The following is a 16,747-nucleotide window of genomic DNA, read 5'->3' as shown; positions in this document are numbered from 1 at the left end:
CAATACGGCAGCAAGCAGTTCGCGGACCTGTGCGCCGAACTGAGCGTCGTCCAGTCGATGGGAGCGGTCGGATCCAGCGCCGACAACGCGGCGGCCGAGAGCTTCAACGCCACGCTGAAACGCGAGACGCTTCAAGACCGCACCAGCTGGTCAACCGCCCGCGACGCCCGTCTCGAGGTGTTCCGCTGGGCCAGCCGCTACAACACCCGACGCCGCCACTCCAGGCTCGGCCAACGGGCTCCCCAGGCCTACGAGACAGCCTTCCACTCAACATCATCTACGCTGGCATCAGCTGCATAAGCCGTGTCCAGTCTTCGGGTGGAAGCCCCGCCGCGCCGCTCGTCAGCAACCAGGCGTAACTGGTCGCGCTGGATTGTCTCGACGATGTCGCGCATCAGTCCGTCGCGGGCCAGGTCGAGGTCGGCGAGCAGGAACGCGTCGGGCTCGTCTACCTCGACGTCGGGAGCCGGAGTCATTTCCGTCCCATCAGTGATGATCTGAATCTCGTTGTCGCTGTAATCGAGTACCCGGCGCCCGTCGCAGCGCAGGCTACTAAGAAGAGGACCTCGCCGGGATCGTCCGGAGTTGCAGACCGCCACCTGGTGGCCAGCCTGTTGGCCCATTTCACGACTGCACGCTCGTCGCCGTACACGACATCTCGGCGACCGAGGTACCAGGCCAGCTTGCCATCAGGATCCTCAACGAGGTCGACCCGTGTGAATACGAGTGAAAGGTCCCCGATGTCCTCCCGCTGGCCATACTCGGGTGGCGCGTCCGGGTGAGAAGAGAGACCCGCGTCAGCACAGTCTGTCCGGTACCCCGTCTTGAACCGGTCGACCGCCTGCCGGTCCTGATCGGCACAGCCATAGGCATGATCAACAGCTCGCTGCTCCTCAGCGATCACGTCTGCACGATCCACCATACCCATGCGCCCTCCTCGTCATGTGGCCCGCTGTGGGCGAGCGGGAGCGCTCCAACCGCAGACAGGTTGCACCGATCTATCACCTATTGATCGCCAATGTCACGGGTTCGATGGTGGAGGGACTGCCAGATCACTACCATTTCGTCCACGAAGCTCTCTACCACGCGCAACAGCAGCCCAACGAGACCGTTGGAATCAACCCCTGTGCTCTCCATCGAAGCCGGGGCGGTTCAGAGTGACGAAATCCATCCATTTGTCTGTTGGATTGTCGTCGATCTGGGGTGACGCTCGCGCGATCGTCCATGACGATGCCGGCCATCCTGCAGGTCGTTTACCCACTCAAGCCGGACAGCCTCCAGCTGACTCTATTCTCAGAAAGCCAGGGAGGCGAAACGGCCGCCGAAGACGGAAATGTAACGCTCCGTTCGCCCAAGGTGATGAGCTACTGGATGCCAGAATTCTCGCTAGCCTCTTGGCAGGAGTGAGCTTGAGAGGGGACCGCTGCAAGAAATGACGTTACCCCAGCCAGAGGGAGAGCTGCTCGACCCCTGCGCCGAAGATCTCATCGAGTCACTGCGCGCTTTCGGCTACGACCTGCCAACGGCGCTCGCGGACCTCGTCGACAACAGCATCGCTGCGGGAGCTCGGACCGTTCGGATAGCGTACTCCTCGGATCGGGGTTCCGCCTGGGTCGCTGTCGCGGACGACGGCCACGGCATGAGCGAAGAGGAACTCCGCACGGCCATGCGCTTCGCCCGGAATCCCAACGCAGAGCGCGCGATCGGAGATCTGGGGCGGTTCGGTTTGGGACTGAAAACGGCCTCGCTCTCACAAGCCAGAAAGCTGACGGTTCTCAGCAGAGACGCCAATGGCACACTCTCGACGCGCACCTGGGACATCGATCACGTAACCCTTCACCGTCAGTGGCGCGTCATCACCGAACTCGACAGCGAAGCCCAGAAGATTGCCGACCAGTTGGAGTTCACCGGTCCAGGGACACTGGTCCTATGGAGAAACACCGACAAGCTCGGGGACGGTCCCTCACTTTCCCGCCGCATCAACGAGGCCGGCAGGGAGCTGTCACTCCTGTTTCACCGTTTCATCGAACGTGGCCACCTGTATCTCCACGTCGGCGGCCACCAGTTGACCGCCATGGATCCGTATCTCCGGAGGCATCCAGCAACCCAGGACCGAGGCGTGGAAGACCTTGAGTACCAAGGTCACAGGATCCGCTTGAATCCCGTGGTCCTGCCCCATCCCTCCCGCTTGACCAGGCAGGATGCCGCCCTCGCTTCCGGCCCTGGCGGGATGCTGGCCCGCCAGGGGTTCTATGTGTATCGGGGAGACCGTCTGGTTGTGGCTGGAGGCTGGCTCGGACTGCAAGGCCTGTACAACTCCCAACCCACCAGGCTGGCCAGACTGACAGTCGAGATCCCCCCAGGGGCCGACCTTTCGTGGGAGGTAGACGTCAGAAAGTCCACCGTTCGCCCGCCATCCGTCTTGGAGGCACGCATCATGGAGATCGCAAAGGATGTCCGGGCACGCTCCGAACGGGTCTTCACCCACCGCGGAACACCGACACCCGGCCCCCGTGAGCGACGGGATCTTCAGGTGGTCTGGCAACAGGTACGCCGGCTCGGGACCTCCGAGTACACCGTGAACCGGAGTCACCCTCTGATCGCCGCCGCGATCTCCGGTCCCGGTGGAGAGGCCATCGAGGGTGTCCTCCGGATGATCGAAACCACGTTTCCCGTCGGTCTTGTCGCTCAGGAAATCGCAACGGCTGCCCAGGCAGAGGAGGTAGCTACCGAGCAGCCGGATATCGAGGAAATCCTTGCGCTGTTCCGCTCGATGCTGACAGGACTGCCTGACGATCCCGAAACCCGACTTGTGTTGATGGAGGCGCTCGCGAAGGCCGAGCCCTTCAGCAGGTATCCCGGTCTCGTCCAAGAGATCATCGAGTCCGAGACTTCCAAGGAGGACTGATCGTGTTCGACCCTACGGAGATGGCGCTGACCATGGCCAGGCAGGTGGTGCTCGGCCTGGACAAACACGAGCGGACGCCTGCACGACTGAGAGAGATCGCCAAACAGGCAACCAATATGTTGAATGCCTCGGTCGGTCCCGTTTCGGTCGTCGAAGTAGCACTGCAACTTGAGGAAGAATTCGAGGTCTCGGTGCCAAAGGCGATCGTGGTCAGCGACGCTGGAGAACACGAGCCTTGGCTGGAGGACCGCCAGGGAGAAATCGAATTCGCGTACTGGAACCGCTACGTCACCCTGCTGGGTAAGCGCTGGAAGCCCAGTGCCGTTGAAGCGCTGGATGAGACGACAGATCAGATTCTCGGCCTGATGGAGGATCCTGCCCGGTCAGGTTCCTGGAAGACCTACGGCATGGTCTATGGTCAGGTCCAGTCCGGCAAGACCGCGAACTACGCGGGCGTGATCTGCAAGGCCGTGGATGCCGGATACAGAGTCATCGTGGTCCTCACCAGCCAGCACGAGAGTCTGCGCCACCAGACCCAGGAACGTCTCGACAGAGAATTTCTGGGTTTCAACACCAAGTTCACACGGGATCCTGATGCCGAAAGCTCCAAGAAGATTGGGGTGGGCGCACTTGGCCTGAAGCCTCCTGCGGCGACGTGTCAGGCCGTGACGACCCGTGACAGTGACTTCACTGCGGCCCAGTTCCAGGGATCGGCCGTGAACGTGCCCGAGACGCGCATCCTCGTGGTCGCGAAGAAGAACGCCCGAATCCTGAACAATCTAAAGGCCTGGCTGGGGAATTTTGCGGAACTTCAGTCGGACGGCTCACGCCTGATAACCAACACCCCGCTGTTACTCATCGACGACGAGGCCGATTATGCCTCGGTGGACACCAAACGGCCAACCAGCGGCCAGAACCAGAGCGATCCGGACCATGACCCCACAGCTATCAACAAGGCGATCCGCGGTCTGCTGGAACTGTTCGAGAAAAGGGCCTACATCGCCTACACCGCGACGCCGTTCGCCAACGTCTTCATTTCGAACACCACCAATCATCCGGAGCTCGGAGAGGACCTGTTCCCACGAAGCTTCATGGTCGCGCTCGAGCCCCCCTCGAACTACTGTGGTCCCGAGGTCGTGTTCGGGCTGGAAGACTTCGCAGCGGCGGAGATCCGTGAGCCCCTGCCGATCATCAGGGAGGTGGACGACTACAGCACCTGGCTGCCCGATGTGCATCACAAGAGCTTCAAGCCTCACGGCCCGCTACCCCCGTCCTTTGTGGAAGCCTTGGACGCATTCGTACTGTCGACTGCAGTACGGCGTATTCGAGACCGTGACCACGACATCGCGGGCGGTCACAGTACCATGTTGGTACACGTCACCCGACACACCGAGGTACAAGCTGCGGTCGCCCGACAAATCGAGCAGCATCTTCAGACAATGGCCGACTCGTGGGGTGACTTCGGGCAGTCCGGCGTCGCAGTGCGAGAACGCCTGAAGAACCTCTGGCTAGCGGACTTCACTCCCACCTACACCACGGTTGCTAGCCGCGACGACGTGAGCGCGATGGTGGGACCGCCCGTCTCGTGGGACAGTCTTCAGCAGTTCATCCCCCAGGTACTTGGGGATGCCGCCTCTGGCGTACGCCGCATCAACGGCAGCGCCACAGATGTACTCGACTACCAGTCGACCACTCCAGTCACCGCGGTCGCCGTAGGCGGCGACAAACTGTCGCGAGGATTGACCTTGGAAGGCCTGTCGGTCTCGTACTACCTGCGTGCGTCGAGAATGTACGACACACTCCTGCAAATGGGGCGCTGGTTCGGCTACAGGCCAGGCTATCTGGATGTCACGCGGCTCTACACCACCCAGGAACTCGTAAGCCACTACGTTCACATCACCCGCGCCAACCGTGAACTGATGGACCTTACGAGTGCAGTCGCCAAGGCAGGTCAGACTCCAAAGCATGTGGGCATGCGGGTCCTCGACGGTGTTGGAAACCTCCGCGTCACGGCAGCCGCCAAGATGCGGTCCACAGCCAGCATGTCGGTCAGTTTCTCGGCCACGAGGGCCGAAAGCCTGGTGATCCGGACCGACGAACCGGCTCTGACGAGAAACTACGCGCGCCTGGAAGGACTGCTGGGCAAGATTGTCTCCATGCCCGCCGTTCCTGATCATCGGCTCAACGGTGCCGGCCGTGGCCTCTTCCGCCAAGAGGTTCCCACACAGGTCGTACTCGACTTTCTCGAAGGTTTCGATGTCTCGCCGAGGGTCCTTACGGCGAACCCCGAGAACCTCGTCAGCTACATCCATGCACAGATGGCCAAGGACGAGCTGATCCGCTGGACGGTGGCGGTCACAGGGGGCAGCTCAGCTGCCCGCCTCACCTCACACGGTACCGATATTCCTCTGGTCAAGCGCACGCCGATCGGTGGAGCCCGTGTGCGGGATGGAGAGTTCGAGGTTGGTGTCCTCGTCAGCCCCGCGCACGAGGCGCTGGGTCTCTCCCCCGCCACGGTGAAGGAAGCCTTCGACCGAACTGCCGAGGAGTTCCAGAGGAGCGGCAAGGGGAAGGCGCCCGTCCGGGCAAGTGGAGAGTCCCTCCGAATGGTGAGAGATCCCGCCGAAGGGCTGCTGCTGATCTATCCGATCGACCCTGCTGCCTCCAAAATCAAGGTACAGAAGGAGGACGTGCCCGCCATCGGATACGCGGTCGTCTTCCCGCATTCGACGCAGGCCGAGAAGATTCGTTACCGAGTGAACGAGGTCTTCCTCAAGGGCCTCCTGAAGGCCGTCGAAGAGGATGGAGGTGACGAGCAGTGACAAGTCCCCTCCAACAGCCCAAAGTATCGTTCCCCGCCACCAAAGAAGGCGGCGATCCCTGTCACGGTGCTACTGCGGCCTCTGCCGGGATCCGCCCTGGACGTCTATGCGGAGGCGAGGTTGGCCGTCCGTGGCCGCATGCCCCTCGTGCACAGCAACGGACAGGCGAACGACCAGGACCTCGTCCTTGATACGAGCCTCACTCACCGGACCAGAGGCGGAACGGTCGAGATCGTTGCAGGTAGCAAGGCCGACCAAGAGAACAACGTCCGGGAGCATGCACGGGGTAAGCCCAAATTATCCTGTTTTGCGAACTTCCTCCCAGAGGTGGTCCGCCCGACCTCCCACCGAAACCAGCAGGCGAACGAGATGTCACCATTCGGAGCAGCCTATTGTCGCCGATGCACAATTGAACGGAATAATTCCATCTGACACTCCGGCAGGAGTGCCTTGAGCGTCACATCTTGTCGACCTGTCCACATGCGATACCCGCGCTGTGGACGAAGAGACTGCACGAGAAACGCCGGCGGTACAGCAAAGGAGTAGCCGTGGAGGGGGAAACCGTCGAGAACTTCGCGATCCAGCTGGAGCAGGCAGTCGAAGAGCGGCTGGGACACGACTCGGGGTGGCTCAGACGAGATGTCTTCGTCCAGGTGGTCCAGGAATACCTCGTCGAGGACGGGACTCTGGAGGATCTAAGGGTCTGCTACTTCGTCGCCCCATCAGGTCGCAGCCGCATGGAGGTCGCCGGCTACTACATCAGCGATGACGGGCGCGTTCTGGACCTCGTCGTTGCGAACTACGGCAACTCGGGACACACCCTGCCTCGCGACCAGGTGCTCAAGCGGTTGAGGTGGGCACTGAACTTCGCAGCAGGTTGCAAGGAGGGCTACCACCTGCAGATGGAGGAGTCCACCCCCGAGTTCGACATGGCGCAGACCATTCACACGCACTGGCCGGAGTTCGGCAAGATCAGAATCTTTCTCTTCACGGACGGTCGCACCACCCTGACCGGCCTTCCAGAAGAAAGCCTTGACGACATCCCCGTCGTCCAACACATCTGGGATATCGAACGGCTCCGCAAGCTCGCACTCTCCGGGCGGCACGAAGAACCAATCACTGTCGATTTCGAAGCCTTGGGCGGAGCTCTTCCATGTCTCCCTGTGGTCGGCTCCAACGACGATCACCGCTGTTTCCTGGCAATCATCCCAGGACAGTTGCTAGCCGATATGTACGAGCAACACGGCGCCAAACTCCTGCAACGGAACATCCGCGCCTTCCTCCAAGCTCGCGGCAAGGTCAACAAAGGGCTCAACGAGACCATCAAATCGGCCCCAGGGCGGTTTCTGGCATACAACAACGGCATCTCGGTGACCGCCACCGGCGTCACCCTCACCCAGACAGGTAACGCCCTCACACAGCTACAGGATGTCCAGATCGTCAACGGCGGGCAGACGACGGCCTCGCTCCATCATGCAGCCAGGCGCGACAACGCGGACCTGAGCACGATCCAGGTTCCGGCCAAGATCACCGTCGTGGCCCCTGAACTGCTTGATGAGCTGGTTCCAAAGATCTCCCTGTACGCCAACTCACAGAACACGATCAACGAGGCGGACTTCGAGTCCAACAGCCCCTTCCACGTGGAGCTGGAGCGTCTCTCCCGCAGACTCTGGGCTCCTGCAGTCGACGGTGCCCAGCACGAGAGCCACTGGTACTACGAGAGAGTACGCGGGCAGTACCAGGTGGATCGCGCACGCCTGGTAACGAGATCCCAGCAGAAAGGCTTCGACAAGGAGAACCCACGGACGCAGAAGTTCACCAAGACCGATGCGGCCAAGTTCGACATGACCTTCCAACAGGAGCCCCACACCGTCAGTCTGGGCGCCCAGAAGTGCTTCCACGAGTGGACAATCAACGTTGTCTCCAGGCGAAACAGCCTGCCCGATGAGCAGTACTTCCGCGATCTGGTGGCGAAGGCGATCTTCTTTGCGCAGGGGCGGAAGGAGATCATGCGCCTCAACCCCGGCGCCGGCTATCTTGCCAACGTCACGACCTACACGATCTCTCGGCTGATCCAGGAGATCGACGTGGAAGCCACCCTGAACTCGATCTGGCGGGCACAGCGGCTGGCTCCGGAGATGCTGCGGGCGATAGGAAGCCTGAGCGGGCTCGTTCGCGATAGGCTGCTCCACGCCCCGGGGGCCGGCAACGTCACGGAATGGTGCAAGAAGGTCGACTGCTGGAAAGCGGTCCAGGACATCAACTGGGTTGGGATTTAGGAAACGGGCCACGTCCCGAGCTCATAGCAGTTCGTAAGGGCGTTCCAATTCGGTCGTGATGCCACCATGGTCTTGGTCCGGCGAGGCAGTTTGGACGTTCGCAACTAGCATGAAATCGTGCGCCTTTCATGGCGCTCCGGGAGGCCTAAAGAGCCGCCCAGCACGCAAGAATACTTGCGGCGATCGAGGAGTCTGTGTTCTCCTGGCGGTCGGCTGTACTCATAACACAAGGAGGTCAGGTGTCGTTTTATGGGGTGAAGCTGCATCGCAGTGACATCCTCTCCCTCCCCCAACTGCCCGACGCCTGCGCGGAGGACACATTCGCAAAGTGGTGCGACGAGAAGCTGTCAGCTGGAAGTCGACTGGCCGTCGATCTGTTCTCAGGAGCCGGCGGTCTGAGCCTCGGACTGGAACAGGCCGGCTGGACAGTCGTCGCAGCAGCCGACTATGACAAACGAGCCGTCGAAACGCACAGGGCCAACTTCCCCGGACTCTCGCTCAACATCGACCTCTCCGACACTGCAGAGCGGACGCAGCTTGTCCAGCTACTCAAGGGGACGAAGATCGATCTTGTGGCGGGAGGCCCACCCTGTCAACCATTCAGCAGAGCCGGGCGCAGCAAGATCCGCAGCCTGGTCGAGCATGCCGGACGCGACCCACACGACGCACGCAAGGAACTGTGGCGCGCCTTTCTCGACGTTGTCCTAGCGATCAAGCCGCGTGCCGTACTGATGGAGAACGTGCCCGACATGGCACTGGGCGACGACTTCCGAGTTGTGCGGGAAATCGTCGGAAATCTGGAGAACGCGGGCTACCACACAGATGTCCGACTGGTCGACGCATGGAAGTATGGAGTCCCGCAGCACCGCAAGCGTCTCATTCTTCTTGCCCGGAACGACCATCACGAGTTCTCCTGGCCGGACCCACAGAAGAAGGTCACCGTTCGTGACGCGATCGGAGATCTTCCGGTCCTGCCGGAGAACGATCCCATCGGAGACAGGAGCCTGCCTTACCGCGGGAAAGCCGGCGCCTCCGAATTCGCGCATCGGATGCGCGCGAAAGAGGAATCAGGCAAGGTCTGGGATCATATGACGCGTCCAGTCCGACCTGACGACCTTGAAGTCTTCAAACTGATGGACCACAAGACCTTGTACTCGGCCATTCCGGAGAATCTGCGCCGTTACAACGCGGACACCTTCGACGACAAGTACAAACGTCTCGACTGGGACGACCTGAGCCGCTCCATCACCGCTCATATTGCCAAGGATGGCTACTGGTACATCCATCCGGAGCAGCACAGAACGATCACCGTACGTGAGGCAGCCCGGATCCAGACCTTCCCCGACCACTTTCGCTTCTCCGGCACCCGAAGCGATGCCTTCCGCCAGGTCGGCAACGCCGTCCCACCCGAACTGGGCAGGTTCGCGGCTCAGGCCATCGACCCGAGAAGCCTTCACGAGGAGAAGCCTCTCTTCTCCCCGAACCGGTGGGCGTTCATCAACAAGCAGCTGTCAGACTGGGCTGCCGTGCAGCGGGAAGGAGCAGACTGGTTCAGTTTCCCTGGGCCCAACATGACTCCGGCCGCGGCCGCAGTCGTGGTCATACTCAGCCTCGGGGGCCGGGTCGACATCCGCAACTTGACCCCTGCGCTCACCCCCCTCAGAGGGTTGGCAAAGCTCACTCGGAAGAAGTACCGAGTACTCGTTGAAGCACTCGATGACCCGAAGGCCGAGCAGCGCCTCAAGCCACTCTCGGACCTGACTGCGAAGCAGAACGTGTGGAAGGACCCCGCCGACCTGTCAGAACAACTCGGACTACAGCCGGCAGAAGAAGCCCTGCTCACCCTCCTGAGCAACCACGACGTCATGCTCACATCGCAATTGTCCCTCCGTGTGGCCGCCAGGGTCACTGGCAGCGATTCCGACAAGACAAACCGGCTCACCGACGGCCGTGTGAATCTTGCTCGACTTATCGGTGGAGGGAAGGCCGCACCGCTTCGGATGGCGGCCCTACGCGTCCTGGGACTGACCACATGTCTTCCGAATGAACCGCACTGCGGCAGCTGCCCTTTGTCCACAATGTGCGCGTTCGCCCAACGCGAGCAACCTGGCATCTCGACACTCGGATAACGAACCTCAGCCGTGGTTACCCTCAAACGCCTCTGGCTTCTCTGGCGACATGCTCGGCAGCGAGGTGCACGTCCCTCTTGATTTCGCATTCCCAGATACGAATCACTCGCCAGCCGGCCTCCTCCAAGAGGAGGTTGTTGCGCCGATCTCTGGTCCGATTAGTTTCGATCTTCTGACGCCATCGATCGGCGTTCGGGCCCTTGAATTCGGCGGGCGAATGATCTGGACAACCATGCCAGTAGCACCCGTCGACGAATACCGCCAACCTCCAGCGTGGGAGCACGAAGTCGGGGGTGCAGCGGGGGACTATCCGCAGGTGTAGGCGGAACCTGAGTCCGAGCGCGTGTACGGCACGGCGTAGCGCCACTTCAGGACGGGTGTTCCGAGTACGCCTTCCCCGAAGGTGGACACCCTTTTCCGTCGGTTCCCAGCGCTGGCCGCCGGACGCCGCGGCGGAGTTCACGTGTGACCGCCCTCTCGAATCGACTGCACCTGGCACATTGGAGTTGCCCTGGTTTGGTAGACACGTCAGGACTTCGGGCTACACGGCAGCATAGCCGTCTTCATGGATGCGCCGGTCAGACCATCTCGGCGATCATCAAGGCCGACTCAGCGTCGCAGGCAGGGAGCACCGGACGGAAGGCAGGAACAGCGAGTCAGCTCTTCCGGCGACCGTTCCGCCGCGCACCAGTTCCATCACTGGCCGGACAAGCATTTGTCGACCAGCTGTTCGACACTGTGAATGCCTTCCGGGGTCAGAGTTCATGGGAGTACAGGCATCCGGCAAACCGGGTCAAGTCCATATTTCGGACCCGGCGAGATCTTCGAATGAAAACACCGGCCAAAGTGCGTACCATCACTCTCCAAGGGATGGGCCTTCTATCCCATGACACTCCAAAACCAATGGTCACATGGACGCGGCGAAGGGTTCTGTGGTGAGCGAGCGGCACAGTCTTGTTGAAGCTCTCGTGGCCGAGGTTCTGGGGCCTCGAAGCGGGCCCACGGAAACGCTCTCCTCAGATGAAGATCCCCTGGACGAGTACATCGTTGGCGTACTCGCCCCCGCCTCGTCATCCTCCGCCGAACTCGATGCATTCGAGGAGCTGGCAGGGGGAGACGCACCAGAGGCGGATGACGGCGAGGAATCCGATCCCGGAACTCCAGGACGCTCCGCGGTCGTTGGCTCCCTCCCGTCCCTGAACCTCGACCCGATGTCCCGCCCTTCTTCGATGGGCATCTCACTCGCCGTCAGGACGAACGCCTCTCCCGTACTCGACATATGTGCGACCTGGGCCCGTTACGCGAAAGACGCAGAGGAAACATGGCAGCGTACGCCCTTCGGGAAAGTTTGGCGGGGGGTCGACTGCTCCACCGACCCGACTCTTACTGATCCTCGCGACCCGGATGTTTTGGTACGAGTGCGCAGCCGCACGGACAGGACGGGGGGAACATGGCATATTTCCCTCTTCGTCGTCAACAACACCGAGCTTGACTCCGATCGCCCGCATGCCCATCACCACGTGTACCAGCCGCAGATCCGCGTCCGCTGCGACAGCGGCGAGGTCGTTCCTGTGGAACGTCAGCGACCATCGCATGACCTGGAAGATGAAGGGCTGGCCCTCCTCTATCAGGACCGACCCGTACTGGCCCGTGGACACCTCTGCTCGGCGGTCTGGCGCTCCATCGACCCTGAACGTCCACATCCCACTGGCCGTCGCGGAGCACGTGCCCCCTTCGCCTGGGCAGACGGCGAGCACCTGTTCGATAGTGCGACGGCCGCGGAGTTCTCTCCGGCAGATGCACGCTCAGAGTTCGTTCCCGTCGTGTCGGTCAATGCGCCCGACAAGGCGTGGCCGGACGAGGTTGGTCACGCTCCGGAGCTGAATCCGAGCAAGCTCTGCGAGATCACCGACGGACCGTCGATGGAGCAGGCGCTCAGTCCGCTCATCGACGGGTACGAGCGCTGGATCGAGCTGATCGAAAGCGAGGCAGGCAATCCCGATCCAGGGACACCAGCCCATCGGCACATTGCAGGATGTCGCCAAGCTCTCGAACGTATCAGGAACGGCATCAGGCTCCTCGGGTCAGACGTCGACGCTCGTTTGGCTTTCTGCTTCGCCAACCGGGCCATCGCGCTCCAGTCGGAGTGGTCGAAGGGCAAGGTCAACTCCTGGTGGCCGTTCCAGCTCGCCTTTCTCCTGGTTAATCTCCCAGCGATGGCGGACGAGGCCCATCCCGATCGGGAAGTGTGCGACCTACTCTGGTTCCCTACCGGCGGCGGCAAGACGGAGGCGTACCTCGGCTTGGCCGCCTTCACCTTGGCTCATCGCCGTCTCCGTGCCATGCGTGACGGGAGCACACACGGTGGAGCCGGCGTAACGGTCCTCTCGCGATACACATTGCGTCTGCTCACTATCCAGCAGTACCGGCGAGCCCTTACGCTCGTGACGGCCTGCGAGTACCTCAGGACCACTGGCATCGAGGGCAGCCGCGGGTGGCGTCCCAAACTGGCCAACGATCTTGGCGATCTACCGTGGGGGAACCACCGCTTCTCCATCGGACTCTGGGTAGGCGGTGGCGTCACGCCGAACAACCTTGGCAACTTTCAGTACAAAGACAGCAACAACAAGATGGTCACGGTCTACGGCGCCCTCTCGATCCTCGACGGGAAGACCGGCGAAGGTGACCCTGCTCAGGTCCTTAACTGTCCTTGCTGTCACTCGATCCTTGCAGTCCCGTCGGAAGGGTTCAGGAGTGGAGATACCAAAACGCTGCACCTGGCAGTGGGTGATCTGACCCTCGATGCCGATGGGGCGGATCCTGAGCACTTCTCCGTGGACAGCATCCAGGCATCCGATGTCGTGCTCACACCGCATGCCGATTCGACCTTCTCGACAGTGTCGATCACTTTCTCTGTCTCCGCGGAGACTTCCAGCGCCATGATCGACCAGTGGGTCAACCAGCATGTCCTTCCGGCACTCGGCAAACTCTCCTATCTGCTGCCCGTGCGCCCGTCCCGTCCTGGATACTTCATCCGGGAGGTCACCTGGCGACGAGACCAGAAGGCAGTCGACTTCGAGATCTACTGTTCCAACCCCGCCTGCGCCCTCAACATCGATGTCTCCTGGAACGAGACAACAGAAGTAGGCGGCTGGCCGGTGATGGACGCCTTCAACGACGGCAACGGACGGTCCAACCACTGTCCTGTTCCGGCCTTCACCGTCGATGAACAGGTATACGCGCGATGCCCGTCCATGCTCATAGCCACGGTGGACAAGTTCGCACGGCTTGCCTACGAACCGCGGGCCAGCGCCATCTTCGGCAATGTGGACCACCTCAACGAGCACCTCGGCTATTTCCGCAAATGGGCACCTCCCTCTGCACCAGGTTCTTCGCTACCGGCCCAACCGCGTAGCGCGCCTGCACAGGGCGTCAACCTCGCCGTCTCCGGGTTCCTGCCCCCGACGTTGATCCTTCAGGACGAGCTGCATCTAATCGAGGGCCCTCTGGGCAGCATGGTCGGCCTCTACGAGACCAGTGTTGATCTACTTGCCACCGACTACGGCCGTGGCACGCCTGTGAAGCCCAAGTACGTCGCGTCGACAGCCACCGTCCGCCAGGCCCAGGAGCAGGTACAGTCGCTGTTCGCCCGTTCGCTGGCGGTCTTTCCATCCCCGGGGATCCGAGCGGACGAGTCGTTCTTCTCGCGGGCGGAGTCCTCCCATCCATTGGACTCCCAGCAGGCAGGTCGTCTCTACGTTGGGATCATTGCGCCAGGCCGCGGAGCGCAGACACCGCTGGTGCGTACCTGGTCGCGGCTACTCCAGTACCCCAAAGACAGGCGCGATGCCGGGATCCCATCCAAGGAACTGGATCCGTTCTGGACCCTCGTCGGCTACTTCAACGCGATCCGCGAGTTGGCGGGGGCCGTGGCTCTGACACGACAGGACGTCGTGCAACGACTCGCGAGCATCACGCCCACACCTCGTCAGCTCTTCGAGAGCGACCCCATGGAGCTGTCCAGCCGAGCAGATTCGCTGAATCTCCCAACCATGCTGGACGATCTCGGTGTTGGGCTGGACGGTGATCGGGACGCGGTGAACGCGGTCGTAGCAACGTCCATGTTTGGTACCGGAGTCGACGTCGACCGGCTGGGGCTTATGTTCGTGAATGGGCAGCCCAAGACGACGTCCTCCTACATCCAGGCGACCGGTCGCGTCGGACGTTCGACGGGCGGCTTGGTGGTGACCTTCTACCGGTCCTCCCGACCTCGGGACCTCAGCCACTACGAGTACTTCGCGGGGTATCACACGACCCTGTACAAGCACGTGGAGCCCGTCACGGTCAATCCATTCGCGCCTCGGGCACGGGATCGGGCACTAGGCCCTGTGGCGGTCAGCATCCTCAGGCAGGCGGCGCTGCTACCCGGCACAGCCGGACCGGTACCGGTCGACCAACGGTGGCGAATCCAGCAGAGGCTGAACAATGGCTGGCACTGCCTGGCGAACGCGATGGAGGAGGCACGCAGCGCACCTGATGTCGAACTCCTGCCTGTGTTGATGGAGCAGCGAGCCACCCAGCAACCCGAGCTACGACGCCCTGACGCGTCTGAGACGTCAGACCACGCCCACTCTGCGCTGGACAGTTGGAAGGAACTTGCCTCAGGGAAGAACGGACAGCTGCTGCTGTTCCACGAAGGCTCCGTGACCCGAACTCCGGCGCATCCTGTGGTCCTTGGTGATCTAGCGCACAAGGTCGCCGGCACCGGCCAGGCGTACGAGAACGCTCCGAACTCCCTTCGTGAAGTCGAATCCACAACAACTATCCGTGGAACGCACTGAGGATGTCCAAGTCCAACCAGGTGATACGCCCATCCCAGCTCATCACGACCTTCGGGCCAGGCAGCATCGTCGAAACGCCTTCGGGACCGGTCGTGCTCAAGTCCATGGATGAGATTTTCAACTTGATTGGTCGGCAACCGGACGAGTTCGAGATCGTTGACGGAAGACTGTCGAAGAGCACCCTGGACGATGCTCGAATCTGCAGGATTCCAGCAAACGCCGAGATCGGCGACCCAACGGACACCTGGATCTATCCAGCAGACGGCTTTCCCTACTGGGCTCTCTGCGCCCAGCACCCTGGCCACCAGGTCCTCTACGGGTCTGATGAGGGCTGCCCGGACTGCCGTTCCTTCAACCCCTGGGAACGTCGCCAGAAGCGTGGACGTGAGGCCATCCGTTTCGTCACCGCCTGTGAGGCCGGGCATCTGGACGAGGTTCCGTGGCATGCGCTTGTTCACGGATCAAGGAGATGCGGTACGAAGCACTATCTTTGGCATGGAGGGGGCCGAGCACTCCGGCTCGTGAAAATCGAGTGCCCCAAATGCAAGACCTCGGTCAACTTTGGGAACGCATACGGTCGCCAGTGGACATGCACTGGCCGGCAGCCGGAGCACGGACCGCGCCCGAACCAGAGCGGTTCTGCCTGCACTCGCCCCGCAACGATAGTCCAGCGAGGCTCGGCAAACCTCAGAATGGCAGAACTGGTCACAGCCCTCACCATCCTGGATATGCCTGAGAGGCTTCACGATGTCCTTGGTGCCAAGAGTTTCCTTTCACGACTGGACGTCCTCCGGGAAGCGGATCTTCTCGACCACGACGCTGTCCTCAAGCAGGCGAAGAGCGCAAAGATCGCCAGCGACGACGTTGACTACCTGGCACGAGTTCCTTGGTCAGAGATACTCTTGGCCCTCGAACAGCTGCTTGGCCTCCAACCAAACAGCCCGGAAGCCGTACGGGAGGCAGAGCTCAAGCGTCTGCGCGAAGCAGCCGTAAGCGGTGCGCCCATAGCCGTGAAGGACGAGCCACTGGACAGCCCGCCTCTCTTCGAGGTGAAGCGGTCGGATGTTCGTTCGATCATCGGCCCGACCGGGCAGATGACGCTGCGCGTCACCCCCATCAGCAGACTTCGCATGGTGATGGCTCAGACCGGGTATCGCCGGCTGAATCCCGAAACCGGGCACATCGTTTCCACGTCCTTCACCGGCAAAGGCGGCATCACCTGGTATCCCGGCGTCGAACTCTTCGGCGAAGGGGTGTTCATCGACCTGAAAGATGCACCTTTGCCTGTGGCAGGTTCACGGTGGCCTCTCTGGCAGAACCGGTACATGGCCGGGGATTCCGCCAGCCTGCTCAACCACCCGGCCCATGTCTGGTGGCACAGCCTCTCCCACCGGCTGCTCTGGGCTCTGTCCGTCGACTCCGGATACTCCTCGGCCGCGATTCGTGAACGCGTGTACGTCCAGCTAAAGAACGACAACGTGGTGAGCAGTGGGCTGCTCCTCTATACAGTCCAGCCCGGCGGAGACGGGACCATGGGCGGACTCATATCCCTCGTCAACCGCTTCGAGCGGGTTCTGGAACGTGCGCTCCAGGACGTCGACACCTGTTCGAACGATCCGCTGTGCGAGGAAGCCCCGCGTTCCGGCGCAGACGGAGTGGCCTGTTACTCATGCCTGTTCGCGTCCGAGACCTCCTGTGAACATCGAAACCGCGGACTCGACCGACTGCTACTGACAGAGAATCTTCCTTAGTTCGTGCGGAGCTCTCG

At 61.7% G+C, this 16,747-nt stretch carries 9 protein-coding genes and 1 pseudogene; 7 read left to right on the top strand and 3 right to left on the bottom strand.

What is annotated here, in order from left to right; all coding sequences use genetic code 11:
• Positions 1-3: 3 nt before the first annotated feature.
• Positions 4-300, top strand: a pseudogene (locus ABZX22_RS02365) (integrase core domain-containing protein); the annotation flags it as partial.
• Here ABZX22_RS02365 and ABZX22_RS02360 read toward each other — a convergent pair.
• Entirely contained in the window at positions 249-476 is a 228-nt protein-coding gene (locus tag ABZX22_RS02360; protein WP_354905990.1) for a hypothetical protein, read from the bottom strand. The pseudogene ABZX22_RS02365 and the gene ABZX22_RS02360 overlap by 52 nt on opposite strands.
• The gene (locus ABZX22_RS02355) at positions 473-928 is read right to left on the bottom strand and encodes a hypothetical protein (protein ID WP_354905270.1); all 456 of its coding nucleotides are present in this window, start codon (positions 926-928) and stop codon (positions 473-475) included. The genes ABZX22_RS02360 and ABZX22_RS02355 overlap by 4 nt, the downstream gene beginning before the upstream one ends.
• A gap of 504 nt (positions 929-1,432) precedes the next feature.
• Here ABZX22_RS02355 and ABZX22_RS02350 point away from each other — a divergent pair.
• The 4 genes from ABZX22_RS02350 (at position 1,433) to ABZX22_RS02335 (ending at position 10,138) form a co-directional block, all read left to right on the top strand.
• On the top strand, positions 1,433-2,908 hold the full coding sequence (locus tag ABZX22_RS02350; RefSeq protein ID WP_354905269.1) for an ATP-binding protein: 1,476 nt from the start codon (positions 1,433-1,435) through the stop codon (positions 2,906-2,908).
• Positions 2,909-2,910: 2 nt separating this feature from the next.
• Positions 2,911-5,730, top strand: a complete 2,820-nt coding sequence (locus ABZX22_RS02345; RefSeq protein ID WP_354905268.1) for a Z1 domain-containing protein — start codon at positions 2,911-2,913, stop codon at positions 5,728-5,730.
• A 548-nt stretch (positions 5,731-6,278) separates the two neighbouring features.
• Positions 6,279-8,009, top strand: coding sequence for an AIPR family protein (locus ABZX22_RS02340; protein WP_354905266.1), 1,731 nt, complete (start codon positions 6,279-6,281; stop codon positions 8,007-8,009).
• Between the two features lie 239 nt (positions 8,010-8,248).
• Positions 8,249-10,138 carry a DNA cytosine methyltransferase gene (locus ABZX22_RS02335; RefSeq protein ID WP_354905263.1) on the top strand — a complete coding sequence of 630 codons (1,890 nt, stop codon included), beginning with the start codon at positions 8,249-8,251 and terminating at the stop codon, positions 10,136-10,138.
• A gap of 22 nt (positions 10,139-10,160) precedes the next feature.
• Here the strand turns inward: ABZX22_RS02335 and ABZX22_RS02330 are convergent, their stop codons facing one another.
• The gene (locus ABZX22_RS02330; RefSeq protein WP_354905261.1) at positions 10,161-10,601 is read right to left on the bottom strand and encodes a very short patch repair endonuclease; all 441 of its coding nucleotides are present in this window, start codon (positions 10,599-10,601) and stop codon (positions 10,161-10,163) included.
• Between the two features lie 448 nt (positions 10,602-11,049).
• Between ABZX22_RS02330 and drmA the strand changes: the two genes are divergently transcribed.
• Positions 11,050-14,979, top strand: a complete 3,930-nt coding sequence (drmA, locus tag ABZX22_RS02325; protein WP_354905259.1) for a DISARM system helicase DrmA — start codon at positions 11,050-11,052, stop codon at positions 14,977-14,979.
• A gap of 2 nt (positions 14,980-14,981) precedes the next feature.
• Positions 14,982-16,730 carry a DUF1998 domain-containing protein gene (locus ABZX22_RS02320; protein WP_354905258.1) on the top strand — a complete coding sequence of 583 codons (1,749 nt, stop codon included), beginning with the start codon at positions 14,982-14,984 and terminating at the stop codon, positions 16,728-16,730.
• Positions 16,731-16,747: the final 17 nt, after the last annotated feature.

Origin of the sequence: Nonomuraea sp. NPDC003804 (assembly GCF_040610675.1) — a bacterium.
Taxonomy (GTDB): domain Bacteria; phylum Actinomycetota; class Actinomycetes; order Streptosporangiales; family Streptosporangiaceae; genus Nonomuraea.
This window is presented reverse-complemented; position numbering and strand designations above follow the sequence as displayed.